This is a genomic window from Acidicapsa borealis (genome assembly GCF_059115245.1).
This window is the reverse complement of sequence record NZ_JCACNY010000001.1, coordinates 2,804,285-2,830,585: the sequence shown is the minus strand read 5'-3', so window position 1 is coordinate 2,830,585 and position 26,301 is coordinate 2,804,285. Positions and strand designations below refer to the sequence as shown.

Below are 26,301 nucleotides of genomic sequence, written 5' to 3'. Positions count from 1 at the left end.
TTTCGTTATCCGTCCTGGCGAATGCCTATTCTTGCGCTGCACTTTGAGCGTCGGCCGAAGAGTCGCCGAGCGGATCGGACTGCAAGCGGTCATTGATGGATTTGAAGAGCTTTGCTGCAGCCTGAAGCTCAGCATTCGCTTTTTCTGTCTGGCCAAGATGCTTGAGAATCTGACCGCGGGTGAAGTGAACACTCGCGCTGTTGGGTGCAAGCGCCACCGCGTGATCGACCATCTCCATTGCATCTTTGTACCGCCCTGAATCGGCATAGAGTTTGGCCAAGCCAAAGTAAGAATTGACAAGCTGTGCGTTGCGCTCGATGGCCTTGCGGAAGTTCAGTTCGGCTTTGTCCGTTTGGTTAAGCAGCACGTACATCGCGCCGAGATCTTCGTAGTTGTAGGCGAAGTCGGGTTCGATGGCTGTGTCTCTCTCCAGCTCCGTCTCAGCGCTGGGCAACTCATGACGCTCCAGGTATGTGCGACCCAGAAAGTAGTGAACCAACGGCAAATTGGGCTGAGTTTCTGCCGCAGCCTTAAACTCTTCGAGTGCCTTGCCTGTATCGTGTTCGGCGAGCCGCGCCCTGCCGAGGTAGAGATGAAACTCGGCAGTTCCCTGCCCGACTGTCAACATCTGGTCGAAGGCTCGTCTCTGCAAAGCGGAGTTTCCAGCCTTGCTCGCGGCAATGCTGAGCACGTAAAGATAGTTGAGTTTGCCGGACTGTTTTTCCCAGAGCGGTTCAAGGGTAGAAGCGGCCTCTTTGTAGTCATTTATGAAGAAGTAGCAGAGGCCGAGCAGGTATCGAGCCTGCTCGGAAGCCTGCCTCTGCCGCAAGACGGAGGAAAAAGGCTCAATTGCCGAGGAGAAATCGTTCTTGCGGTAGTAGACGAGGCCGATATTGAGCAGGACGCCGGGCTCATGGGGAGTGAGCTTCTCAGCCTGATTGAGTTGTACGAGAGCCTCGTCCCAGCGCTTCTGGCGCATGAAAACGACACCGAGATTCGTATGGGCGGCACCGGAATTTGGATCGAGTACCAGAACTCTGCGGAAATCGGCCTCGGCCTGCACCCATTCGCCGCGCTGCATGGCCTGCTTGCCCTCCGCGAAGAGGGCTGCGGGGGACGGTTTCGCGGCGATACCAGGTTGAGCGATGGCCGGCGAAACAAGTCCCGGAAGATTCGGCATGAAGAGCGAGACAAGCAGAAGTATCGGCAGGCGCAGTCCTGGGGAGACCGGCTGTCTGCCTTTGCACGAGTTTTGATTCATAAAAAACTTTCGCTTGACATGCACTTAAAACGTTTTAATATCACAGAAATCAATTTGCAAGTTCCATTTGCAATCATCGAAAAGTTTTATGTTCCCGGCTCTAGTTGATCGCTTGGCCTTTATTTGTTCATCAAGCGCGAGTAGTCAGGCGGTTCATGATCAGTGAATGCGTCAATCGGCTCCACGATCTGTTCGCAAGGAAAAGTCCAACTACTCACGGAGGCACTGTCACCCTATGAGTTCATTCCGTCATTCCGTTCCGGACCAGTTTGCCAAGTCTCAACCTTTTGCCTTTGCGTTGATCTCCCTAAAACTGATGCGACTAGCGCTCATGCGACCGGCCCTGATGCTTGCCGTCCTGGCTCTGATGGGGGCCCCCGCCTGCAAGCTGCTTGCTCAGCAGTCGAGCGCGATCAATGGATCGGTGACTGACGAGAGTGGCGGCATCGTACCCAACGCCAAGGTGACGCTGACCAACACAGCCCAAGGAACTGCTCTCAAGGCGGTCAGCAATTCAGCGGGCGAATATACATTTCCAGGGCTGGAAGCAGGGGTCTACAGCCTGCAGGTGACAGCCCTCGGATATAAAACATTCCAGGCAAGTGCGATTACTGTGCGCGTTGCGCGTACGGAGCGTATTGACGCGAAACTTTCCGTTGGCGACGTGACGACAGAAGTGAAAGTGACAGGCAGCGATCTGGGCGCAATTCAGACAGAGACGCCGGAGATTTCTTTCACCATCACCGGCGAACAGATTACACAGCTCGTACTCAACGGCCGCAATTTCAGCCAGCTTGTGACACTCTCGCCGGGCGTCGCCAGCCAGACAGGACAGGACGAAGGAGAAACCGGCGTTGCGGGGAGCGTCTCCTACAGCATGAACGGTGGTCGTCCGGAGTACAACAACTGGGAGCTCGACGGCGCCAGCATCATGGATAACGGCAGCAATTCGACATTGAATGTTTACCCCAATGTCGATGCAATTGCTGAGACAGAAGTACTCACCTCGAACTACGGCGCCCAGTATGGACGCAACGCATCAGGCACGGTGCAGGCCCAGACCAAGTCTGGCACGGAACACTTCCACGGCGACGTCTTTGAATTTCTGCGTAATGACGCTTTCAATGCGCGCAACTATTTCCAGACGTCCGTTCCCGAATACAAGAAACATGACTTTGGATTCACCGTCGGCGGTCCGCTCTTCATCCCAAAGCTTTACAACCCGGCACGCAAGAAGACTTTCTTCTTCTATTCGCAGGAGTTTCGTCGTGAGCTGGTTCCGGGGCAGGTCTTCAATCAGCCTGTGCCATCGGATGCGGAGCGTGGCGGGAATTTTTCCGACCAGTGTCCGGACAACTCCGGCAGCATGGACAACTGTCCGAAAGATCCAACGACGGGCGCGTATTATGCGAACAATCAGGTGCCGGTCGATCCGAACGGTACAGCGCTATTGGTGCTCATACCCCACGCAACATCCGGCACCGGAAGCTCTTCGATCTATCAGTCGTCTCCTGCGCAATTGACGACCAATCGTGAAGAGCTCTTCCGCATTGATCACACCTTTAACGACAAGTTCCGCGCCTTCTATCGCTTTATTTACGATTCCTGGTCGCAGGCCAGCCCAACGCCAACCTTCCAAAGCAATCCTTTCCCGACGGTGCAGAACAGCTTCGCCGGCCCTGGTGTGGACATGGTGGTTCACATGACCTACGCCGCTTCGCCCTCGCTGGTGAATGAATTCGTGGCAGACTATACAACCGATCACATCACCCTTATCAATACCAGTCCAGGACTGGGACGGCAGGATTTCACAGGGAATGGCTTCTTCGATAACGGATACGGTGGCGTACTGCCCTCGATCGGTCTGGGCGGCGGCACCGCGTACGGCGGCGGTTTTGGTGTCAGCACCGGGTATTTCCCATGGCAGAACTCGAACCCAAGTTACAGCTACCGCGACGACCTGACCAAAACTCTCAAGAACCACACGTTGATCTTTGGCGCGAGCTTCATTGCAGCGCAGAAGAACGAGCCCAGTACCGGATTCAATCAAGGCAGCTTCAGCTTCAGTACCTCGTCGACGGTGACCACGGGCAATGCTTTCGCGGATCTGCTGACCGCAAATGTCGCGTCCTTCTCTCAGACGTCGGCACAACCCAAGTACTACAACCGCTACAAGATCCTCGAACCGTACCTGCAGGACAACTGGCATGTCAGTCCCCGGCTCACGCTCAATCTCGGCCTCCGACTGAGCCTCTTCGGCACGTATCACGACATCAGTAACCAGTCGGGGAACTTTGAGCCGGCAACATGGAGCACGGCAAACGCACCAACTATCGATACCGATGGCTCGATCACCGGCCAGGGTGGCGCCATTGTTCCCGGAAGTGGAAACCTCTTCAACGGCATCGTCCGCTGCGGGCTGAACGGAGTCTACTCAGGCTGCATGACCGGGCATCTCTTTAACCCCGCGCCAAGGCTTGGTTTTGCATTGGATGTCTTCGGCAACGGCAAGCTGTCGGTTCGCGGCGGCTACGGTATCTTCTTCGAACACACCAATGGCAACGAGAGCAATTCGGAAGTTCTTGAAGGCACTGCGCCCGTCGTGCAGACGCCGAACAAATATAACTTCGTCGGTTACGACCAGGCAGGCGGCAGCGGGCTCCAGTTCCCGCTCAGCATGATTGCCATCCCCACGCACGCGACGTGGCCCTACGTACAGCAGTTCAATCTTGCGGTACAAGGCCAACTGCCAAGCCATACCGAGATGCAGGTTGCTTACGTCGGCAGCCTGGGCCGGCACATGCCTGTGCGCCATGAATTGAACCAGTTAAGCCCGTTGACCGCTGCCGAAAATCCATACCAAAAGGGCCAGCCGATCGGCCCTAACGATTGCACGCCGGATGATGGCGGTAACTACACCGTGAACGGACAGACGCTTTCCGGCAACGTCCTGAATCATCTCTTGATCGCCTGCGGCAACGACCCCAATCCCTATCGTCCGTTCTACGGGATTAGTGGCATCGACCAGATCAACAATGTAGGCATCTCCGAATACGATGCACTTCAGGTATCGCTGAGCCGCTACTTTGGTCATCTCAATGGCAGCCTCGCATACACGTACAGCCACTCGATCGATGATGGCTCCGACGGGACGTTCACTGAAATCATCAATGGCCCCAATCCGAAGTACAGCCTCGCCAGCTCCAACTTTGATCAACGTCACCTGTTGGAAGCAAGCCTTGTGTACGACCTGCCCTTCTTCCACAGCCCGGGTCTCTTGCACTCTCTGCTTGGAGGATGGCAGATTTCAGACTTAACCTCCTTCCAGACTGGTAACCCCTTCAGCATTGCCAATACAACGATCAACGACAATGCCGGCACTGGCAACACTGTCAGCACAGTGACTTCCTATCCGGACATCGTCGGCAGCCTTCATGGCCATATCACGGACCGCCATCCAACCGGCGTACAAGGACCGCGTCTCTTCAACACCGATGCAGTCACGCAACCACAGGGGCTTACCTACGGTAATGCAGGGCGCAACGTGCTCAACTTGCCTGCACGGACCAATTTTGACATGGGCCTCTTCAAGAACTTTGCCATCAAGGAAACGATGCACTTCGAGTTCCGAGCGGAAGCCTTCAACGTCTTCAACCACACGCAATGGAGTGGCGTCGACAGTTCGGCCTGCTACGGAGACAGTTGTTCTGCTTCGACGTCGCTGACCGCGACTTCAGCGCATAACCCACGCATCATGCAGCTTGCGGCGAAGTTCATCTTCTAGCGCGAGAGATTTCAGTTGAACGATCGCGGGGAAACATGGTCTCGTAAAAGCTCACTCGTCTAAGTATTGGAGACCGTCGGGATGATCCAACGCTGGTTCACTGCATTCGCCTTAGTTGCCTCTGCCATCTTCCTGTCCAATAGCGCGCATGCTGAGGATTTGCAGGACTTCAGCGCGCGCTTCTGGCAATGGAGGGCTCAGGAGCAGCCCTTCACCAATGACGATATTCCCCGAATTGACCGCCCGGCCGGATTCAAAGTGGATTGGTCAGCGGCAACAGTGTCGCAACGCTTACGCGAGTTGCAGGAATATGAGAAACGCTGGCAGCAGCTTGCACCAGCATCGACAGCCTCTGTCGCAGAGCAAGTGGACTACAGGCTGGTTGGCTCAGCCATTGCGCGGGTCCGGTGGGAGCTTTCTGTTGTTCAGGACTGGAAGCGCGATCCTGCCTTCTATGTCGATCAGACCCTGGGCTCCATCTTTGTCTTGCTCCTGCAACCACCGCCGTTTTCGGCAGGACGCCAGAACGATCTCGTCGCCCGCATGCAGCAGATTCCGGTCACGATCGCCGCAGCCAAAGAGAACCTGACCGATATGCGGCAGCCGTTTGTGGAGCTGGCAATCGACGCGCTGGATCGTGTGTCGGAGCGGACGGAAGCCATGGAGGTTGCCCTTGCGCCGCAGCTTTCAGCAGCGAACTACGCGGCGTTGAAGCAGGCAACTCCAGCGGCTTTGACGGCACTGACCGAGTATCGTGCGTGGCTTGCTGGCAAACTACTCTCAGCGCGAAAAGATACGGCCATCGGCCGGGATAACTATCAGTGGTTTCTGCAAAATGTAGCCCTCGTACCCTACACACCGGAACAGATGCTGGCACTCAGCAGGCAGGAGTGGAGCCGCTCGGTGGCCTTCGAGTCGTACCAGCAGGGGAGGCTGGCTGGACAAGGGCCTGCACCCATCTTCCCGACCGCCGCAGCTCAAATTGATGCGGAAGCAAAGGGCGAAAGTCAGATAAGAGAGTTCCTTGGCAAGGAGAAGATACTAACCGTACCGGACTGGATGAAGCACTATCGAAATCAACTGCTGCCGCCGTATATCGTCGCCTTTGAAGATCTGGGTGTGACCGATGACCTGACGGGTCCATCACGCCTCAAGGAGGATGGCACAAGCTATATTCACAATCCAAGTGCCGATCTGGGTTTCTTTCATCTATCGACGGCGCGTGATCCGCGGCCGATCATTGTGCACGAGGGAGTGCCGGGACATTATTTTCAACTCTGTCTCGGCTGGCACAATGCGGACCCCATCCGGCGGCACTATTACGATTCCGGCGCCAACGAAGGCATCGGCTTCTATGCCGAAGAGATGATGCTGCAGGCGGGACTCTTCGAAGACAATCCCCATACACGCGAGACCATCTACAGCTTTATGCGGCTCCGTGCCTTGCGCGTTGAGGTGGATGTGAAGCTGGCGCTGGGCGAGTTCACTCTGCAACAGGCCGCTGACTATCTCAGCACGACAGTGCCGATGGATAGGAAAACTGCGCTTGCCGAGGCAGCTATGTTCTCAAGTACGCCCGGCCAGGCCATCACGTATCAGATCGGCAAAGCGCAGATTTTCGAACTACTCTCCGATGCGCGGCGGAAACAGGGCGACAACTTTTCGCTACTCGCGTTTCATGACTTCGTCTGGAACAACGGCAATGTCCCGATCTCTCTGCAACGATGGGAGATGTTGAACGATGCAAGTGAGGTTCCACAGATTTCACCATTGCCTCGACAGAATTAGCGATGTGGGTAGCCATCGTGGTTACGGATTGGGCGGCGACTGTTTCGCGTCACTTGCCGTCGCCGGTTTCGTCATCTCGACCTGCTGCGCCGCCAGCCACGGCAGTAATTTCGCTGTGACAAGCGCCGCTCCGTCATCGGAAAGATGGATGCCATCGCTCTGCCGCAGTCGTACTGTGCGGTGGTCTACTTCTCCAAAGTCGCGGAACTGGCCGCTGTCATCGCCAACAGTGCCGCCAATGCTGAACCAGATCGCATGCGGAGAATTGCTCACAACGCTGTAGGCAATACGATTGACCAGCGCAATCTTTGCGTTATAGGCGTCTGACTTCATCGGTGGCAACCCCACCCATACAACCGTGGCGCCATCCGCCTGAAGCATTTGCAGATACGCTTCAACCCGCGCCTGATAGATCCTCTTCCATCCCTCCGTACCAAAGGGATAGGTCACGCCGCCGTCAACAAAACCTTGCCCGTCGTTAGCGCCGATCGCCACCAGAATCACATCCGGCTTGGCCCCTTTTAGCATCGGGGGATATTGCTCCTGCCAGTTGTAAACCTCCGGCCGCGCCAGCCCTGTGCCAGACTTGAACGCCGATATCAAAACCAGATCCTTATAGCGCGGAGCCTGCCGCTGGATCGTCGAGGCCAGACCGACAGCCATCATGGAGTCGCCCGCCAGCGCAACAGTTCTCTTTTGGTCGGCCGCCACCAAAGGAATCGGTGGCAACACACTGTTCAGTGGCGGATCATCGGCCATCAGCATCAAGGGTTTTCTTGCGGTATTCACTGGCTTCGCCGGGATCAGCGGCGTCCCCGGTGCGTTCACGGACGGCAGCTTCTTCGTTGCGCTTGCCCCGCCAGCCGTAGAGTTTCCCGGCTTGCCGTTTGCTGCCGCCAATAACGCCGGATCATCACTCCAACCAACCCGCACCAACGCAACTAGCAATCGCTGTCGCTCCCCTTCAATTCCAACTCGCTCCAACCCTTGATGAAGAGCAGCAGCTATCGGTAACGCAACAGTACGCTCCGGCCCCAGTTCAAGCCGCTGCGCCCAGTCATACAAGCCTCCAGATTCAACCAGCAGAATGCTCACCGCGAATACGCCAAGTGCGGCGGCCATCTGCATGAGACTCGAAAATCGGCGATAGCTATGCATAACTCGGCGTGAACTCAAAAGCGAAAATAGATGAACGGCGCAACCCCGGTCGGCCCCAGCAGTTCAATCACGAACACGCCCACGGCGAGGACTGCGCCGTTTACGGCGACCGGCACTCGCGACATCGTAGCTTCCACGGTGCGCCGCCACACGGCGGGCATGTATTGGCCGAGAAGGCCACAGGCGAGTGCGATAAGCGCGGGCGCTGTCGCCAGGGTGACGACTCCAGCGCTGCCAAGCTGACGAAAGATTCCAATTGCGAGTTCGAAAGTCTGCGCCCGGAAGAAAACCCATCCGACGCAAACGGCGTGAAACATGAGCAGCCGCGCAATCCATCGCCAGGCCACGCTGTACCGCAAGCGCAGCAGTGCAGGAGAAGGAATCGCAGCCCACAGCCGATGGATCACCAGGTACAGTCCCTGCAGGCCACCCCAGATGACAAAGGTCCACGCAGCCCCGTGCCATAGCCCACCCAGTAGCATCGTGATCATCAGATTGATATAGGTACGAACGGTGCCGTTACGCGAACCACCCAATGGAATATAGAGATAGTCACGCAGCCAGCTGGAAAGCGAAATATGCCAGCGCTGCCAGAAGTCCTGCGGATCTGTCGCCGTGTACGGTGCATTGAAATTGCGCGGGAAGTGATATCCGAGGAGCAAAGCGCAGCCAATCGCAATGTCTGTATAGCCGGAAAAATCACAGTAAATCTGCGCAGCATAACCGTAAATCGCCAGCAACACATCACCCGCATGATAGTTCGCCGGAGCAGCGAAGACAGGCTCGACAAGCCGCTCCGACAGCGTGTTCGAAAGCACGACTTTCTTGAACAGGCCGGCAAGAATCAGCAGAAACGCGCGATTGACGCGGATCCGACTCGGGTCGGGCCGATGCGCAAGCTGAGGGATGAACTTCGAAGCGCGCAGAATCGGCCCAGCGATGAGTTGCGGAAAGAATGCGATATACAACAGCACATCGATCACAGCCACCGGAAGCCGCAGCTTACGCCGGTACACATCAAACATGAGCGAGATCGCGTGGAACATGAAGAACGAGATTCCAAGCGGCAGCAGTGGCGCAGGCACGTTCCAAGCTGGAGGATGCGCAAAGATTCCCCACGCGTTCAGCAGGCTCAGCAGCAGAAAGCTCGTGTATTTGTAGTACGCCAGCACCACCAGGCAGACGGCAATCCCACTGACGAGAAGCCGCTTCCGAACCGTTTCGGTCTCGCTCCGCTGGATACCCTTCGCAATCCCATAAGCGAAGAGCGAAACCCCAAGAAGCAGCGGAACGAAAGCCCAGCTCCAGAAACCGTAGAAGACGTAACTCGCCAGCAGCAGAAAGACCTTATGCGCAGTGAGGCGCGGCGCCAATACCCAGGCGACGGCCAAAACGATAAGGAAAAAGACGGCATATTCAACGGTGGGGAACAGCATCGATGGGTCTCACGAGGTAGGGCTGGCTCCAGAGTACGACGGACAGGCGTTCCCTTCATGAGCGAAACCGGCAGACGTAGCGAAGTTGTCAATACACCGGCACGCCCGGTTCCTATTTTCGCTGAAGCATCAGGGCGATTCCACTGCGGAAGTCGGGGGAATGCACCACCGTTTCACTGCCCTGCGACTTGATCGTTCCCTGGCTGCTGGTTTTCCCGGAAAGAGTGTCGATCCACTGCACGGAGTATTCCCCAGTCGGCAACGATAGACCCAATTCTGCAGGACCATTGCCATCAAGGTAAATGGCATACACCCCCGTCTCACTGGACAACGCATGCGTATAAACGCCTGAGGCTCGCAGGACCGTGCCTGGGTCTGGCTTCATCCTGGCGAGCGGTAAGGACTCAAGAAAGTGCTGCAGAATCTGCAAGCGCCGCCGCAACTCAGGACTTCCTCCACCCGGGCCGTTCGGAGCCAGATCGCTGCCATCCTCGTGTCCCGGCGAGAAGGAATAATCGAGCCCGTTGAAGACACTTCCGCCGGCAAGCATGAAGTTCCAAGCTTGGCGAACATACTTCTCGTCCTCGCGGCCAAGAAATCCTGTTTCATCGTAGGAGATGGCCTTGTCCAAACCGTAGTTGAGCGTCACGGCTTCGGGATAGGCGTAATGAAAGTTAACAATGCTGACGCCCGCAATCAATTGTCGAATTGGCAACAGGAAGTTTGAATAGTTCTGGGCAATGAGATGCTTGTTCGGCAGCGCTGCTTCTTCGCTCGTGACCCACTTTGCCACCTCCGCCTGCCAAGCCATCGCCGCTTCATCCGGCAAATCAATCGAGTTTGGATACTGGTCGCGCCCGGGTGGAAACAGAAACGGGTTCACCACATCCGTCAGCACCGGCCGGTCTGACCACGGCTCATTCTGTATCTCAAAAATCACGTTAGGGTTCCGGTTAGCCTCGTGCACCAGCTTGCGCACATACTTCTCCTGATACCCAAGTACCTTGCCGTTGTCCGCAGTGTTGACCTTCTTCCAGTCCAAATCCCCAGTGTGATTGACGTTGTTGGCCTGGTTAAATGGACTCACGTTCCACTGCGTCTCGTTGTATTGCGCGGAAAACAACGAAATCTCAACGATGATCCCGCGCTTCTCCGCTTCATCCAAAAAAGCATGCAGCCGCTTAAAATACGCCGGATCCCAACGCTCCAGATCGAATCTGTTGCCTCCACCTGCGTACCCGTCCGTTACACTCCGCGCCCACGGAATGAGAAGCCTGCCCGACTTCGGAGCAAGATCATTGCGCAGGATGCCAAACGACTTCTCCGGCACTTCGATATAGCTGCCACCAAACAGGCGAGTGTAACGAAACCCCGCTGACTCAATCGTGTGCAGATAACGGCTCGAATCCACATCAAGATTCAACACCGCACCGTAGTGCTCACCGCTCGAGATAAGAGCCATCGTCTTGCCGTGATACTCGAAATAATGCGGATTCTCCGGACTCAGACGCACCGGAGCATTGCCGCTCTGCCCCATACAGCCCAGCGATGCGGCAACCAGAGCAATCGCACCCAGCATGACTGCGCTAACTCTCGGGAGAGAAGGCAGTATCCAAGAACATTGTTTTCGAGCGTTTCCAGACATGGCGGCGATTATAGCTGCCGCGCCCCAACTGCTGCTCGCAGCCAGGGCACGGTAAGGAGGCAGAGTCAATTCACCCCGCTCACGTCGAAGCTGTAACTCCCAGCCGGCAGAGTGAAGTCGGTCTTCTGTCCACCCTTGACACGTCCCGCCAGATTGCTTTGAGCGATCGCCGAGCCATTCACCTTATAGTTGGCAGCCTCCGCATCACTCAGCGTCAGCAAACCACTCGTGTTGGCAGGAATCGTTAGATCCCAATGTGCAGCGCCGTTCTTGATCGTCCACGCCGAATGAATGTCTCCGTAGGGCGACGGATACGTGAAGTCGATACTGCCCAGTTGCTTGTCAAACGCCGGATGCAGATCGATCGTATGGAACCCGGCATCGATCGGCGTTGTATCCACACCGGCTGCGTAGCGATAGATCCAGTCCGCAACGGCGCCATAGGCATAGTGGTTATACGAGTTCATGCTGGGATCCTTCTTCATCTGGTCGCCGTTCCAGCGCTCCCACATCGTCGTCGCGCCATGATCCACCAGATAACCCCATGAAGGATAGTTTGTATTGAGCAGCAGCTTATAAGCCAGATCGCGATGCCCACTCTCCGTCAGCACCGCCAATAGGTACGGCGTTCCAAGAAATCCCGTCCCAAGCAGGTCATGATTGTCCTCAATCTTGTGCACGAGCCTCTCGGCCACCGCAGGCCGTAGCGAATCTGGAACAAGATTCATATGCAGTGCAAGCACGTAGCCAGTCTGTGTATCGCCGCTCTTGGCTTTCGCATCCGGATTGTTAATCACGCCAAACTGCGACGGCCCCATATCCGCCCCAGCCACAAAGCCATCTTCATGCACAAACGCCTTCGTAAACGCAGCCTTGATATTGCCGAAGAGTTGAGCATACTTGGCCTCGTCCTCTGTCTTGCCCAGAGCATGCGCCATCTGCTGCATCAGCGTCACGTCATAGGCCCAGGAAGCAGTCGCCACCAAGGGATAAATCGTCGGACCTTCTGGCGATAGCCAATCCCCAAAGCCAATCCCGGCATTCTTCGTCCATAGGAAATCAGGATTGGAGCGTTCGATTGCCGCAAGATATTTCGTCATCGCGTCCCAGTTCTGCTCGACGATGCTCGTGTCGCCAGTCTGTACCCACGAGGTCCACGGAATGATCACGCCAGCATCGCTCCATCCCGCGCCGGACTGCGAAGAAGTAGTAGCAATCGCAGGGGCAAAGATGCCGAAGAGGTCTCCAGCGACGTCCGTTCCAGCACCGCTGCCAACCTGCGTCCCACGGATGTCGCCTGTGTATTTGCGCGAAAACGCAGCCAGATCCATATTGAAGGTCGCAGTACGCCAGAACACCTGCGCATCCGCCGTCCAGCCCAGCCTCTCATCGCGCTGCGGACAGTCCGTCGGCACACCGACAAAGTTCGACCGCTGCCCCCATAGAATATTGCTCCACAAACTGTTGATCATGCTGCTGCCCGTCTTGAGTTGAGCCGTGAACGGTGCGTCCGTATGGAAGACAATGCCCTTCACCGCTCCTGCCAATGGCTTGCCCGGAAGTCCCGTCATCTCGAGATAGCGGAAGCCATGAAACGTGAATTGCGGCGTGAATTCCTCGACGCCTTTACCTGCAAGAATGAAGTGGTCCGTCGACTTTGCCGTGCGCAGATTCTCGGTATAAAGCGTCCCGTCCGCATTCAGAATCTCACCCGTCCGGACCTGCACATTCGTCCCGGCGGGCCCTTGCAGATGCAGTTGTTCGACGCCGGAGAAATTCTGTCCCATGTCGAAGATGTACACGCCCGGCGAAGGTTCCGTCATCGCTTTCGGCGTAAGGGTACGCTCCACACGAATCGGCTGAAAGTCCTGTCCATCAATCTCGATACCGGCAAGATCAGGCGAACGGACTTCCACAGGCTTCCAATTTGCCGCAGCGAAGTGAGTCCCATTCCAACCAGTCTGAATTAGCCGAGCATCCTGCGTCTCTCCGTCGTAGATTTCCGCCTTCAACGTAGGCGAAACATCCGCCTTCCAACTTCCATCCGTCGTCACCCAGTCAACACTGCCATCCGTATACGTAATACGCAGTTGGGCCATCAGAGACGGCGCAGTTTTCCCATAGAGATTGGGCTGCTGAAACCATTCCAGCGGCGTCGAATACCACCCCGGAGCCACCAGCGCTGCAATCGCGTTACCTCCCTGCATCAGCATCGGAGTCACATCATAAGTCTGATACTTCAGGCGCAACCGGAAATCCGTCCATCCCGGCGACAGAACATCATTTCCAACTCGCTTACCATTGAGAAAGACCTGATACGCGCCAAGCGCAGTAGCATAGAGCCGCGCAGACGCAATCTTCTTCTTCACATCGAAATCGTGGCGCAGCGCCTTCACCGTCTGCGCAGGCCACGGACTGCTGAGCGGCTCTGCCGCAGGTCCCGGAGCAGTCTGAAACGCAATCACCGGCTTCCACGACGCATCCTCCTCCGATGCCTTCATCCAGCCGTCTGCAGGATGCACCGAAGTCTTCCATCCCGAGGCAGCATCACTGGCAAAGTGGACAATCGAACCATCCGCCATCTGCGCCACCAGCGTCGCGCTCATCGGCGGAGCGTCCTTGCCTGCCATGCCATTGGGATTCACCACATAATGCGTAATCTCAACTGCCAGCAGATTCGCCCCGCTGCGAAGCTTCGATGTCACATCCACCTGCACATACTTCTTCCACGGCAGCTGCTTCCACGGCGGCAACGCCGCACCAGTCGCAACCTTCTCTCCGTTAATCCACGCAGAGGCAACATCTTCGCCAGTCACAAACAGATAGGCATGCTGCGGAACGCCGCTCAGCGTGACCGGCAACCGGTAAGCAATCTTCTGTTCCGCCGTCTTGGTCCCCGCCATTCCTTCTGCATCCGGACTCGTCACCCACGTTGCGTTGGCCGCGCGCACAGCAGCTTCTTCCCACGTCTGATATCCAATCCACTTGCCACGCCATCCATCCGATGAGACCAGTCCCGTCTCCCAAGAACTAACCTCGCTCGCCGGATACTGCTTTCCATCCTTATCCCACGCCAGCAATCGCCAGAAGTAGCGTGTGCTCGGCACCAACGGAGAGCCATGATAGACCACCCCAAGTGACTGCCATGTGCTCACCTTGCCACTGTCCCACGCATCGGGCTTGCTGGAAGTGAGCAGTGCGGGAGTAGTAGCAACCTGAATCTGATAAGCAGTCTGTACAGCGCCCTGTCGTCCATCCGACAACTGCCATGCGAACCGCGGTGAAGGATCATCCAGGCCCAGCGGCGACACAAGATCATCCACGCGAAGCTTCACCGGCGCACCAGGTTGCTTTGCTGCTGCCTGCACCACCACCGGCGCACACAAGGCTGCACTGAACGCACTCAAAAGGCCCATCTTCATCCATCGCTGCATTGGTCTTCGTCCTCTATCTGGTTAGAAACAATACCGGTCGTGCAAAATTATGGTTGTACCTTGTCATCCAGCTGCTGCGGCGTAACCTCGCCCGCTTCACTCAGGATTCCGGTCTTCGCCACCTTGCTGTTGGAGATGGCATGCAGGCGTTGAAACTCAGCCATCGCCTTCTTCTCCGCATCACCGGACTGGCCACTCTGCCGGAAAGCACGCGCCAGTCGATACCAGGCCACCTCGTCCTTAGGATCGAGCTCGATCGCGTGCTTCAATGGCGCAACAGCATCAGCGGCCTTCTGACTCTCCAGCAACACTCCGCCAAGCCCCACATACGCCTGCTCAAATTCCGGATGCCTCGTCACGACTGAAGTAAAGCCTTGTCCCGCCTTCTCCAGATTGCCAAGATCGTAGTCAATCTGAGCAAGCTCATACGCGGCATTGCCGTTGCCAGGATCATCATTCAGCTCCGCGCGGAACTGCTCCTGCGCAGCCTCTCGATCCTTCGCCTCATGCGAAGCCTCAAAGCGGCGCAGATACACTCGTCCCATCCGATAATGAATCCCCGGCCTGTGTGGATCGACGTTCAGCACACGTTGAAATGCAGCAATCGCGCCCTCGTAGTCCTTCTGGCTCTCGTAAGCCTCTCCCTGCGCCTGCAACATCCAGATCGAATCAGGTGCATCGTCATGCAGGCGCTGCATCGTCAGGAAGGTATAGTTCCCGTAGATCCTCCCTGTTTGATAGAGAATCTCTGGATCTTGCGGATACAGTTTGTTCAGCGCCAGCGCAGTCATCACTGCATCTGCATCGCGGCCCAACCCCGTGTATGTGCGCAACAGCTGCAGTCCGCACATGCGCTTCACTTCCGTATCCGTTGACTGCTTAAATCCCTTTTCCAACCCCGGCAATGCATCGTGAAACTTGCCCTCTTCAGCCAGGGACATGCCAAGCAAACTGTCCAACTTCGGCAACGAGGGCTTGAGCTTCTGTGCCGTTCGAATCTCGCGTTCTGCCGAATCGTAAACACGCAGTTTGAAATAAATTACTCCCAGCGTTGCGTGAACCTCTGCAATACCGGGCTCCAACTTAGCCAGCTTTTCAAAATTATCCTGTGCCTCAGCGTAATGTCCGGCTGCAAGTGCCTGCTGCCCGGCCGAGGCGTATTCTGACGCAGCCTCGCCTCCGCCAGCCTGCCCCTTCGCGAGGAAGGGGAACATCCATGTAAGAGCAACAAGCCATGTGATTATCGTTCGGTTGCAAATCATCGATGTAGTGTATCCCCTGCATAGAAAAGTCCGCCACGCCGAGCAGGCGTGGCGGAGATAAGAGGTTCAAGAGAGACGCGAAATCAGAAGCTGAGCTTTCCGCTGAGTTGCAGAATACGTGCAGGTGAAGTGCTGGTGATCAGCCCCTGGTATGTATCCCCTACGCCGTTGTCGATCGACGATCCACCACCTGAACCACCGCTGGCCAATCCGCCCACACCCACTGCGTACTGGTGATGATTGAACGTGTTGAACGTATCCAGGTGGAAAGCGAATTTGATTCGGTCCGTGAACTTAATATCCTTGCTCAGCGCGATATCCCAATTGTTCAATCCCGGCTGGCGAAGATAGTTGCGGGCAGTATTGCCGTACACACCGATCGCAGGCTGTGTAAAGCAGGCCATGTTAAGACGCTGGAACTTGGCCGTCAGATTACCGTGAATATTGCATCCCGGCGTATAGTTAGCGCGCTGGAACTGTGTATCCAGCAGACCGCTCGCATCCGAAGCTGCAATGCTGAATGGGAATCCAGTCTGGAAAGTAGTGATGCCGGCAACCTGCCAGCCACCAACAGCCAGATCCGTAACGCGATTCACGTTGCCCAGGAACTTCTTACCCCGGCCAATCGGCAGCTGGTACACATAGCTGGAAACAAAGCGATGGTTGACCGAGAAGTCAGAAGGACCATAATCCAAACCAGGATTGTGGTTATCCATCGTTCCCTGGTAACCGCTGCCCGTAGCGCCAACACCGGCGGCTGCCGACTTGTCGTCCATGCTCTTGGCCCAGGTATAAATACCGGTAATGGCCATCGCTCCAGCGCGATGCTCGAACTTCACGTTCATCGCGTTGTAGTTGGAATAACCATGCCAGTCGCTGTTGATGTAGAAGCCGGTAAAGTTCGGGTACGGCAAACGTGTTGACACTGGGCAATTGTGCGTTACATCGGTCGGGTCCGTCTGGCAGAAAGGCAGATCCGCAGCGGGAATCCCATAAGGCTGGGCGATGTTCCGCCGATCCAGAAGGTGGGTTCCCTTGGTTCCGATGTAGTTCACTTCCAGTGTGGTGTTGCGTGCGAGCTCATGCTGAATCGAGAGCGTACGCGACTGGATATACGGGTTGCGCGGATCCTCAGACTCAATGACCGCGATGAACGAGAGCGTCGATACCGGGAACGGTCCAAGGTTGCCGTAGCTCGGGAAGAGAGCATTGGTCGTCTTCGGCACGCTTGCACTCTGCGTCGGGTTCAAGCTGTTGCGAATCGCGTAAGGATAGATATCGCCTGAATCGTCGATCTCACGCCCTTCGGCTGAATCCCAGAAGATTCCATAGCCGCCACGCAAAACAGTTTTATCTCCGCGGAGGCGATAGGTAAATCCAAAGCGCGGCGCAAACGGAGTCTTCGAAGCGGGCTTTGGCACATTCGAACCGCAGTACCGCAGAATCGGGCCGCTGGTGGAATCACCACCGGGAGCAACGCCGAGAGTTGCAAGAGACTTATCCGCGTAGCAAAGTCCGCCGCGCGCGTTCGTCGCATCCAGCCAGAAGAAGTGATTCTTTTCTTCGTAAGGCGCTGCACGGTAATCGTAGCGAAGGCCAAGGTTGAGGGTCAGCCGCTGCGTCACCTTGAAGTCATCCTGCGCGTACGGAGCAAGATAGCTGAAGATATGCGTCTGCGGGTTACCAGCTTCCGTCTTCGGGCTGAGCGGACCAGGAACATATCCGGCCGCACCGCTGTAGTAGCCAAGCAGCATATCGGCCACAGCATTGCCGGTTCCGCAGAGGCCAGTCTCATTCGGGCAGTTAATGTTGTTTGTTAATAGCGTGGCTGCGCCGAAGTTGTAATCGCCGTAGAAGTCATCATCGAGGTTACGAATTAGACGCCAGCGGCGATAGTCGATGCCAAATCCAAGTGTATGTTTGCCGTGAACCATGCTGACCGAATCGGCATATTCCCAGGCCGGCTGCTCGGAGCCGGTGTAGGAATTCACCGGTCCGCCAAAGCCGTTGTATTGAGAAAGACCAATGTTCGGCCACGTCTGCTGCAGCGGTCCAAAGGTCGTAAACACACCCGTCAGGCCGAGAGCGCTGACAGCCGAAGCAGGAGGAGCAGGAGCACCCTGCGGAGCCTTTGCATCCAGATAGCCAAACCGGAAGTTGTTCACCGTCTCTTTGCCCAGGCTGATCGTGTGCGAAACTTCCCAGTTCTTCTGCGTCTCGTACTGCGTTTCGAGCCCGTAGTTCAGGGTTCCGGTATTCAACGAGCTGTTCTGATATGTCGAGTAAGTGCCGCGCCCAAAGATCGAACCGAACTTGCCGAGCGTCTGGTCCAGTCGGTAGGTCTGTTGGTCCGTGGTCAAAGGCAGACCAAGGTTCTTGATGAAGTTCACTGTACCCGGTGCAACGTTACCGTTACCAGTGTTCGGCGTCGGGAAGTAGCCATTGGCTATGGCTACCTGCGCCAGGCGGGAGGTGATTCTATCCGTAGGAATTTTGTTGCCCGGGAATGGCTGACCGGTCAACGGATCCACCGGAAGACAGTTCTGACCTTGGTTCAAACGGGTTGTGCAGGCGGCTGTTCCGTAGGCAGGTAGCGGTTCAGCAGAGAAGTCGCCACCGAGAATCGCTGAGTTGGGGACCGCCTGCTTCGAAACAGTGCCGTTGTTGATCCGCCAGCCCTCATAATTCGCCAGCCAGAAGGTCTTATTACGACCGTCGTACAGCTTCGGAATCCAGATTGGGCCGCCTGCTACAAAGCCGAACTGATTCTGACGAAGAACAGGATTCGACGTTGGGACGCCGCTGTTGTAGTCCACCGCATTGACAAACGGCTTGGCATCGAAAGCATCGTTACGATTGAACTCAAACAGCGTTCCGTGAATCTGGTTCGTACCGCTCTTGCTCACCAGGTTGATCTGGCTCGCGCTGAAGCCGTACTCCGCAGAGTAATTTCCGCTCTGCACCTTGAATTCCTGAATGGCATCCTGCGACAGGATGACCGCAGGCGTGACCAGTGCCTGGTCGGTGTTGATCAATCCATCGAGCGTGTAGTTGTTGCCCTCAGGCCGGCCGCCGTTGATGCTGACCGCGTTACCCACGCCCTGACGCATCGTTCCCTGCTCGCCACCGACGGTAACCGCGCCAGCGCCCACGAGCAGCAGCTGCATGAAGTTGCGGCCATTCAGCGGCAACTCACCCACTTGCTGTTGGCTCATCAACTGCGAAAGAGCAGCTGAGTCCGTGTCGAGCGTCAACGCCTGCGCTGTGACCTCGGTCGTTTCGCTCACCGCACCCGGCTTCATCTGGAGATCGATGCGGACCTTCTGATCAACCGCAAGCGGGAATCCCGAAGTCAGCGACTTCTGGAATCCAGGAGCCTCGGCTGTAACCGTGTACATGCCCGGATTCAACGAAGGCGCGTTGTAATCGCCCGCCGAATTCGAAACCGTACGGAATATCGAGTTGGTGGCCGTATTCGTCACCGTAACCTTCACATTGGGCAAAACCGCCCCAGTGCTGTCGGTCACCGTACCCAGAATCGTACCGGTCGCTCCCTGGCCGAACGCTGTGCCTGCCGAAACAAGCAGCAACAGTGCCGAGAGTAAAACTAAACCTCTTCGCATCATCTTGAAGCCTCCTTAAACTTTGTGCCGCCATGTGACTGCACATTCCGCTTTCGTTGCTGGCGTGCGCCCTTCGGGATTTAAACCTTCCCCAAAACACGGGCCCGGTTCGCGTCACGCTAACGACGAATTTCTGCGCACGCCGAGACTAACGATTGATTTCAAAAATTGTCAACAACGAATTTATTTTCTGATTGAAATTTTATGAGAAAGGGCTAGCTCGCTGAAATGCCCCATCCCCGAGGCGAATCGATCGCCTCGATGCAGGATTTCATTCGCTTATGTATCGAAAGTGCCGCTATGTAGGAAAACGTAAATGGAACCGACTTTCGGGCTAGCTAAATCGAATTATTCAAGATTAATAAATTTCCTATTGAAATCCGTAAATGGCGAATTGCCTGGTCTCTTGACCAGGCAATTTGCCATCCGCTCCCTACTTCATCCATGAATACTGGGTTACGTTGATCTCAAGCATAACTGCCGCCCGTCGGCTGCTTACCCGCGCGGTCTTTCGCGATCCGCTCGACATAGCCGCCTTCCCGCAGCGCCCGCAGAGGATCCTCCGGCAGGCCGCGCGAGACCCGCCAGGCAGCCGCCAGCGGTCGCACATCCTGCCAGAAGGCAGCACGCAGTGTCTCCTCGGCACGCACCAACTCACAGCTATCCTGCAGCGCCGCGAGTGCTTCTCGATCCACGAGAGCGGCTTTCAGCCAAAGCTCCTGGGCGCTCACCACCGTCTGCACCATCGCCTCCATCTTGCCCTTCATGTTGTGGCTCTGGTCGATCATGAAGGCGACATCCAGCTCCAGTCCCTCTGTGCCGGCCGTCAGGATCTCATGGAATATGCGGAAGACCTGGTAGGGATCGATCGAACCCAATGTAAGATCGTCGTCTGCGTAGCGCCGGTCGTTGAAGTGGAATCCGCCCAGCATCCCGGTATGAATCAGCCAGGCTACGATCTGCTCAATGTTCTGCGCCGCATAGTGGTGCCCTGTGTCGACAAGGACTTTGGCCTGCGGGCCTGCCGCTTGGGCAAGATGCAGCGCCATACCCCAGTCAGCAATATCCGTGTGATAAAAAGCGGGCTCGAATGGCTTGTACTCCACGAGGAGGCGCTGACCGGGGGCCATGTGCCGGTGCGATTTCTGGAGCGCTTCCTCCAGCCATCCCACCCGCTTCCGAATGCTCTGAGTTCCCGGATAGTTTGAACCGTCCGGCAGCCACAGCGATATGTCCCGTGACTTCAATGCTCCGGCAATCGAAATCGAGTCCACCATGTGCTGCACCGCCCGCCCGCGAATTTCCGCCGACGGATTGCACAAAGAGCCAAATTTATATTCCTGGTCCTGGAAAAGGTTGGGATTGATCGAGCCCGATCGAATCCCATACTTCTCCTCCAGCGATTTCACAGCCTCAACATCCGCCAGACCATTCGGCAGGTCCCACAGGACGTGGAGCGCCATCGTCGGAGTGCTACCTGTCAGCCGGTGCACTTCAGCCGCGTCGCTAAACTTCTCTTCGATGGTTGAGGCCGCCGCGGCCTGTACGAACTTGCCAAACCTGGTTCCGGTGTTCGCGAAGCCCCAGGAGGGAATTTCAATTTGAAACGCGTCGAGAATGGGAAAAGCCAGCTCGGCCATATCAATCTGTGATTCTGCCATGTCATTCATTCCTTTCATCCTCTCGCGTTCCTCTCAACGACACAATGCAACAATGCGGCAGGCGCCAAATATCGAGCCGTCCTTTGCAGTACGATGCAAGAACGATGGGATCGCCTCCGCGGAAATTCTTCTAAAGGGGCCCCGTAAACGCTACAGCCTGCAACATCTCCCTTAAACTCGTTCAACATCGGGCCCAAAGATTCTGTAAAGATATAGATTGTCTATTGCATCAAGTCAAGGCTCGAAATGGTGCTCCTATCACGATGCCTGTCCAAATTCTGTTCCAGAGGCAGATCTATATTTGTTATTCAAACCAGGCTCCAACAGAAAAGGACGCAAATATTCCGCAACACCTAAAATTTCAGATCAGGAACATTTGCCGATCGGAACTTTTTCATGATACTCCTGTAGCGCATGAATACAAGGCCTTTGAGCCGGGTCCAAATCCCCGGGTTCTTGTCCTGAACCTCGCCGTATTCAACAATACGAATCAATCCTGGAGGCAGTAACGTGATCGATCTCTCTCCTCGTGGAGCAACAAAAGCAAGCCGCTCAATTGGTAGAACACCTCAGACACTGATCCGGTACAGTCTCCAGGCATGCGCATCGCTCTTACTTGTGCTTCCATCCGTTTCTATTTTCGCGCAGGCGCCCGGACAGGGCACCGTGACCATTGACTGGGACAAGACTGTAGTCACCTCCCGCTCCACTCCAACACTCCAGGTCGTCGTCAATCCGATGACTCTCGAAGGCTCGCCCATCCACGACGGTGCTTATGGTGCTCTCAAGGACCTGGGTGCCGAGTACGTCCGTTACGTGCCGTGGCTGCCGTACCCAAAGTGGGCCGTTGCTGAACTGGAACCGCCGACCGCTACCAAGACGTCGTGGGACTTCTCACTGATTGATCCCCAGACCAAAGACTTCCTGGCCGCAACCGAAGGCCATACTACGATCCTGAACTTCAGCACCATGCCGACCTGGATGTTCAAGACTCCAAAGCCAGTCCCCTACCCCAGCGATCCCAATCAGGTCGTATGGGACTACACGCAGGGAACGGAACTCCTCGATCCGACCGGTAAACAGATTGGCGACTACTACGCGAGGCTGATCAGCTGGTACGCCAAAGGCGGATTCACCGACGAACTCGGCAAGCGCCACGATTCTGGCTATCACTACAAGATTCCCATCTGGGAAGTACTGAACGAGCCGGAATTCGAGCACAACACCACACCGAAGCAATACACCGAGCGCTATGACGCCATTGTGTCCGCAATTCACAAGGTCAGCCCGGATACGAAGTTCATGGGCATGGCGCTCGCTCAGCCCAGCCTCGTTCCCGACTACTTCGAATACTTCCTCAACCCGAAGAACCACAAACCCGGAATCCCGATCGACTACATTTCTTACCACTTCTATGCCTCGCCCGGGCCAAACGAGACGATCCACGAATGGCAGTACAGCTTCTTCGCCCAGGCCGAAGGCTTCCTGAACACCGTTCGCTATGCTGAGGTCATTCGTAAACGGCTCAATCCGACCGTGAAGGTCGATCTGGACGAACTCGGTGTCATCCTCTTCGACGACAATACGACCACCAAGCCGAATAAGGTCGTGGATCGCGTTCCGGCTGAGTATTGGAATCTGGCTGGAGCGATGTATGCCTATCTGTACATCGAGCTGGCAAAGCAGCAGATCGACATCGTCGGCGAATCGCAGTTGGTCGGCTATCCGACTCAGTTCCCCAGCGTGAGCATGATCGACTGGGACAACGGCAAACCCAACGCCCGCTTCCTCGTGCTCAAGCTGCTCAAAGACAACTTCAGCCCCGGAGACAAGCTGGTCGCAACTTCGATTCCAGGCGCAGCGAGCAACGATGTCGCAGGACAGGCTTTCGTCACCGCGAAGGGCAAGAAGCTGCTGCTCGTGAACAAGCACGATCACGCTGTTGACGTTCCGCTTCCCGCTGGTTCGGATGGCGCAAAGGCAGTCGCCGTGGATCCGAAGAGCGGAGAGAATCCAGCGCGTGATGTAACGATCAGCGGCGGTAAGATCACGGTTGAGCCATTCTCGGTCACGGTGGTGAGTTGGTGAGTCAGCAGAAGCAGCGCGTAGCCTTCCTCCTCCATTTGAAGCCTGGAATGGAGGAGGCTTACGACGAGTCGCACCAAGCGGTCTGGCCGGAGATGCTGGACCTGCTCAAGCACAGCGGAATTTCCGAGTACTCCATCTTCCGCCGCGACACAATGCTTGTGCTGGCAATGACCGTCATGGATAGCTTCGATGAGGTTTGGGAGCGCATCGAAGCTGATCCGATCAACACGCGCTGGCAGGAAGCGATGAAGCCTTACTTCGCTGAGCTCGGCGCCTTACGCCCAGGCGAGCGCTTCCCGATGATGCGCGAAGTCTTCTATCTTGCATAAGTAAGAGTCTTGTAAAACTCCAGGAGCGATTGCATGAGCAGACTTCGCGTGGGCCTTTGCGGCATCGGCCTCGACGCCTATTGGCCCCAGTTCGACGGCCTGAAAACACGCCTCGAAGGCTATCTGCATCGCGTGTCTGACATGATCCGCGAACACGATGTGCAAGTCGTTCCGCTCGGTCTCGTCGATAACCTCAAGACTGCTCGCGAGGCTGGACGCAAGTGCCGCCGCGAAGAGTGCGACATTCTCTTTCTCTATGTAACCACCTATGCTGTATCGAGCACTGTCCTCCCTTTGGCGCAACGCGCAGGCGTTCCAGTCGTCGTGCTGAACCTGCAGCCCGAAGCAGCCATCGACTACGAAGCTTTCGCCAAGCTGCCGGATCGCACTGCGATGACTGGACATTGGCTTGAATACTGCTCGGCTTGTCCAGTGCCGGAGATTGCCAACCTGTTCAGCCGCGCTGGAATTCCCTTTCACCAAGTCACTGGCTATCTCGGCGAGTTGCATGTGACTGCAGAACTCGCCGGATGGATCGCTGCAGCGAAAAGTGCGGCAGCGCTGCGCGAGGCGACGCTTGGTTTGATGGGACACTATTACAGCGGCATGTTGGACATTTATACCGATGTGACGCGAGTCTCAGCCATCTTCGGTACGCATATCGAAATGCTCGAAGTCGATGAGCTGAGCGCGCTGCGCGAGGACATTGACGAGATCGCGCTCAACGACAAGATTGCCGAGTTCCATCTCAAATTCTCCGTTCAACCGGATTGCTCGCATGCTGAGTTGGCACGCGCTGCTCGAACATCCGTTGCGCTCGATCGCTTCGTTGCCGCGTATGATCTGCAGGCTTTGGCTTACTACTACCAAGGCTCAGGCAATGCAGCGAACGAAGACACAATGAGCTCGATCATCCTTGGCACTTCGCTGCTGACTTCTCGCCACATTCCAGTCGCTGGCGAGTACGAAGTGAAAAATGCGATTGCGATGAAGATCATGGATTCGCTTGGTGCGGGTGGGTCGTTTACCGAGTACTACGCAGTCGATTTCAAGGCGGACCAGGTTTTGATGGGGCATGATGGGCCGGGTCATTCGGGTATTGCTGAGGGGCCGACCAAGGTGCGGCCACTTGGGGTGTATCACGGCAAGGTTGGGCGCGGGCTTTCGGTGGAGATGTCGGTGAAGCATGGGCCGGTGACTTTGCTCTCGGTCGTCGAGGACCGTGAGGCTGGGTTCAAGCTGCTGGTGGCCGAGGGGGCGAGTGAGCCGGGGCCGATTCTGGAGATTGGGAATACGAACAGCCGGTACAGCTTTCCGGTTGGGGCGCGGGGGTTTGTGGAGCAGTGGAATACTCAGGGACCTGCGCATCATTGCGCGATTGGAGTTGGGCATCGGGCTGAGGATTTGAAGAAGCTGGCCCGGCTGCTTGGGATTCCGTGCGTTCAGGTTTGCTGAATTTTGGCGCAAATTTTGGACCTAGGGTGGGGGGTACCTGATTTTTCTCCTATCCTTCTGATTCCAGTTTGGTTATAGCCTTTTCTTGTGGCGCTAAGAGGGGGTTAAGGGTGGTTAATGCAGCGCAAATCAACAGCAGATTCCCTTCGGGAATGACCACAAGAAAGACAAAAGCAGCGGCAGATTGAGTTCTTACATTTAGTGTGCGCTTTTTGCATTTAATTCAACGCAAGTTTTGGAAAATTATTTTGTGCTGAGCAGGTTGCCGTAGCCTACGATGGCGGTCGACGAAACGAGGACCAGCAGCGTGAGAAAGACAAGTGTCTTGGTTCTCCCGCTGACGCCGCGCCATTCGTGGAGTGCGATGCCCCAGAGGGTGCTGAAGATGATGATCGAAGCCATGTGCAGGGTCCAGCTGGAGAAGCCGTACTTCTTGCCCATCTGGGTTTCGCCCATGGTGTAGAAGAAGAACTGCAGATACCAGGTGAAGCCGGCGACTGCGGACAATATATAGTTGCGCAGAATGGATGGCTTCTTTCCAGCGATGCCTAGCCAGTTCCTGGGGATGCGGCGGTACTCGGCGAAGGATCGGTTGCGGTAGCTGAGGATCATGCACCAGACGAAGTTGGTGGTGAAGCCGCCGGTGAGCACGACGATCAGTACGGGCAGACCGGCCCAGACTGCTCCTGTGCCGTGGGCGAGAGTGAGCTTGTTGATCTCCTCTCCGGCGGCGAGGCCAAAGGCCATGCAGGCGCTCATGACGCCGCAGAAGGTGGCGACGGCTAGGCCCAGTTTGAGGTTGAATTCGGGGATGTCTTCCTTCGATTGCTCGCGGGAGAGCTCGCTGTCTTTGGAGATACCGGCAAGTGCTCCGAAGATGATTCCCAGGACACAGACGCCGACGCCGATGAGGATGACCTGGCCGGACCGCTGGGAGAGCAGTTCGTGCATCTGACCGCGGAAGATGGGCGGCATCAGGGTTCCGAAGACTGCTGTGTAGCCGAGGGCTACTGCCATGCCGAGCGAGAGGCCGAGGTAGCGCATGGTGAGGCCGAAGGTGAGGCCACCCATGCCCCAGAGGACGCCGAAGAAGTAGGCCCACCAGATGGTCGAGCTGGACGCTTCGTGCAGGACCGGGATCAGGTCTTTGGTGAGGATGGAAGCCATGATCCAGGGGGCGATGAGCCAACTTACGATGCCTCCGGCGAGCCAGTAGGTTTCCCAGGACCAGCCGGTGACTTTGCGGTACGGAACATAGAAGCTGGCGGAGGCCAGGCCGCCGAGCCAGTGAAGGAAGACGCCGAGAATGGGGTTGGGAACCAAGGATCTCCTTCACCTTGAAACATTGTGCTTAATGAAATACAGGCGAATCGTAGG

The 26,301-nt window shown here is 56.3% G+C and carries 14 protein-coding genes; 5 read left to right on the top strand and 9 right to left on the bottom strand.

The window, feature by feature from the left end:
* Positions 1-25: 25 nt before the first annotated feature.
* Complete coding sequence (locus AC5S27_RS11610; RefSeq protein WP_493934722.1) at positions 26-1,261, bottom strand: tetratricopeptide repeat protein; 1,236 nt, start codon at positions 1,259-1,261, stop codon at positions 26-28.
* Positions 1,262-1,496: 235 nt separating this feature from the next.
* Here AC5S27_RS11610 and AC5S27_RS11605 point away from each other — a divergent pair, with 235 nt between their 5' ends.
* Positions 1,497-5,045 (top strand): carboxypeptidase-like regulatory domain-containing protein, encoded by a 3,549-nt coding sequence (locus tag AC5S27_RS11605; RefSeq protein ID WP_493934721.1) that lies wholly within the window; start codon positions 1,497-1,499, stop codon positions 5,043-5,045.
* 81 nt (positions 5,046-5,126) lie between these two features.
* The gene (locus AC5S27_RS11600) at positions 5,127-6,833 is read left to right on the top strand and encodes a DUF885 family protein (protein WP_493934720.1); all 1,707 of its coding nucleotides are present in this window, start codon (positions 5,127-5,129) and stop codon (positions 6,831-6,833) included.
* A 21-nt stretch (positions 6,834-6,854) separates the two neighbouring features.
* Here AC5S27_RS11600 and AC5S27_RS11595 read toward each other — a convergent pair whose 3' ends face one another.
* The 7 genes from AC5S27_RS11595 to AC5S27_RS11565 form a co-directional block, all read right to left on the bottom strand.
* Positions 6,855-7,991 carry an SGNH/GDSL hydrolase family protein gene (locus tag AC5S27_RS11595; RefSeq protein WP_493934719.1) on the bottom strand — a complete coding sequence of 379 codons (1,137 nt, stop codon included), beginning with the start codon at positions 7,989-7,991 and terminating at the stop codon, positions 6,855-6,857.
* Positions 7,992-8,005: 14 nt separating this feature from the next.
* Positions 8,006-9,427, bottom strand: coding sequence for an MBOAT family O-acyltransferase (locus tag AC5S27_RS11590; protein ID WP_493934718.1), 1,422 nt, complete (start codon positions 9,425-9,427; stop codon positions 8,006-8,008).
* Positions 9,428-9,539: 112 nt separating this feature from the next.
* Positions 9,540-11,006 carry a hypothetical protein gene (locus AC5S27_RS11585; protein ID WP_493934717.1) on the bottom strand — a complete coding sequence of 489 codons (1,467 nt, stop codon included), beginning with the start codon at positions 11,004-11,006 and terminating at the stop codon, positions 9,540-9,542.
* A 131-nt stretch (positions 11,007-11,137) separates the two neighbouring features.
* Entirely contained in the window at positions 11,138-14,494 is a 3,357-nt protein-coding gene (locus AC5S27_RS11580) for a family 78 glycoside hydrolase catalytic domain (RefSeq protein ID WP_493934716.1), read from the bottom strand.
* Positions 14,495-14,553: 59 nt separating this feature from the next.
* A complete protein-coding gene (locus AC5S27_RS11575) occupies positions 14,554-15,768 on the bottom strand; it encodes a tetratricopeptide repeat protein (RefSeq protein WP_493934715.1) in 1,215 nt (404 codons plus the stop codon).
* Between the two features lie 83 nt (positions 15,769-15,851).
* Positions 15,852-19,394: a carboxypeptidase-like regulatory domain-containing protein gene (locus tag AC5S27_RS11570; protein ID WP_493934714.1), complete on the bottom strand. Its 3,543-nt coding sequence runs from the start codon at positions 19,392-19,394 to the stop codon at positions 15,852-15,854.
* Between the two features lie 464 nt (positions 19,395-19,858).
* Positions 19,859-21,052: a sugar isomerase gene (locus AC5S27_RS11565; RefSeq protein ID WP_493934713.1), complete on the bottom strand. Its 1,194-nt coding sequence runs from the start codon at positions 21,050-21,052 to the stop codon at positions 19,859-19,861.
* Positions 21,053-21,718: 666 nt separating this feature from the next.
* Here AC5S27_RS11565 and AC5S27_RS11560 point away from each other — a divergent pair.
* Genes AC5S27_RS11560 through AC5S27_RS11550 form a run of 3 tightly spaced genes read left to right on the top strand, consistent with a single transcriptional unit; the run spans position 21,719 to position 24,924 of the window.
* Positions 21,719-23,140, top strand: coding sequence for a GH39 family glycosyl hydrolase (locus AC5S27_RS11560; protein ID WP_493934712.1), 1,422 nt, complete (start codon positions 21,719-21,721; stop codon positions 23,138-23,140).
* Positions 23,137-23,469 carry an L-rhamnose mutarotase gene (locus tag AC5S27_RS11555; RefSeq protein WP_493934711.1) on the top strand — a complete coding sequence of 111 codons (333 nt, stop codon included), beginning with the start codon at positions 23,137-23,139 and terminating at the stop codon, positions 23,467-23,469. Before AC5S27_RS11560 ends, AC5S27_RS11555 begins: the two co-directional genes overlap by 4 nt.
* Before the next feature lie 33 nt (positions 23,470-23,502).
* Positions 23,503-24,924: an arabinose isomerase gene (locus AC5S27_RS11550; RefSeq protein WP_493934710.1), complete on the top strand. Its 1,422-nt coding sequence runs from the start codon at positions 23,503-23,505 to the stop codon at positions 24,922-24,924.
* A 243-nt stretch (positions 24,925-25,167) separates the two neighbouring features.
* Here AC5S27_RS11550 and rhaT read toward each other — a convergent pair whose 3' ends face one another.
* Complete coding sequence (gene rhaT / locus AC5S27_RS11545; RefSeq protein ID WP_493934709.1) at positions 25,168-26,247, bottom strand: L-rhamnose/proton symporter RhaT; 1,080 nt, start codon at positions 26,245-26,247, stop codon at positions 25,168-25,170.
* Positions 26,248-26,301: the final 54 nt, after the last annotated feature.

Coding starts and splice junctions, on each gene's coding strand:
- AC5S27_RS11610 (WP_493934722.1), bottom strand. CDS start 1,261: ATGAATCAAAACTCGTGCAAAGGCAGACAGCCGGTCTCCCCAGGACTG.
- AC5S27_RS11605 (WP_493934721.1), top strand. CDS start 1,497: ATGAGTTCATTCCGTCATTCCGTTCCGGACCAGTTTGCCAAGTCTCAA.
- AC5S27_RS11600 (WP_493934720.1), top strand. CDS start 5,127: ATGATCCAACGCTGGTTCACTGCATTCGCCTTAGTTGCCTCTGCCATC.
- AC5S27_RS11595 (WP_493934719.1), bottom strand. CDS start 7,991: ATGCATAGCTATCGCCGATTTTCGAGTCTCATGCAGATGGCCGCCGCA.
- AC5S27_RS11590 (WP_493934718.1), bottom strand. CDS start 9,427: ATGCTGTTCCCCACCGTTGAATATGCCGTCTTTTTCCTTATCGTTTTG.
- AC5S27_RS11585 (WP_493934717.1), bottom strand. CDS start 11,006: ATGCTGGGTGCGATTGCTCTGGTTGCCGCATCGCTGGGCTGTATGGGG.
- AC5S27_RS11580 (WP_493934716.1), bottom strand. CDS start 14,494: ATGAAGATGGGCCTTTTGAGTGCGTTCAGTGCAGCCTTGTGTGCGCCG.
- AC5S27_RS11575 (WP_493934715.1), bottom strand. CDS start 15,768: ATGATTTGCAACCGAACGATAATCACATGGCTTGTTGCTCTTACATGG.
- AC5S27_RS11570 (WP_493934714.1), bottom strand. CDS start 19,394: ATGATGCGAAGAGGTTTAGTTTTACTCTCGGCACTGTTGCTGCTTGTT.
- AC5S27_RS11565 (WP_493934713.1), bottom strand. CDS start 21,052: ATGGCAGAATCACAGATTGATATGGCCGAGCTGGCTTTTCCCATTCTC.
- AC5S27_RS11550 (WP_493934710.1), top strand. CDS start 23,503: ATGAGCAGACTTCGCGTGGGCCTTTGCGGCATCGGCCTCGACGCCTAT.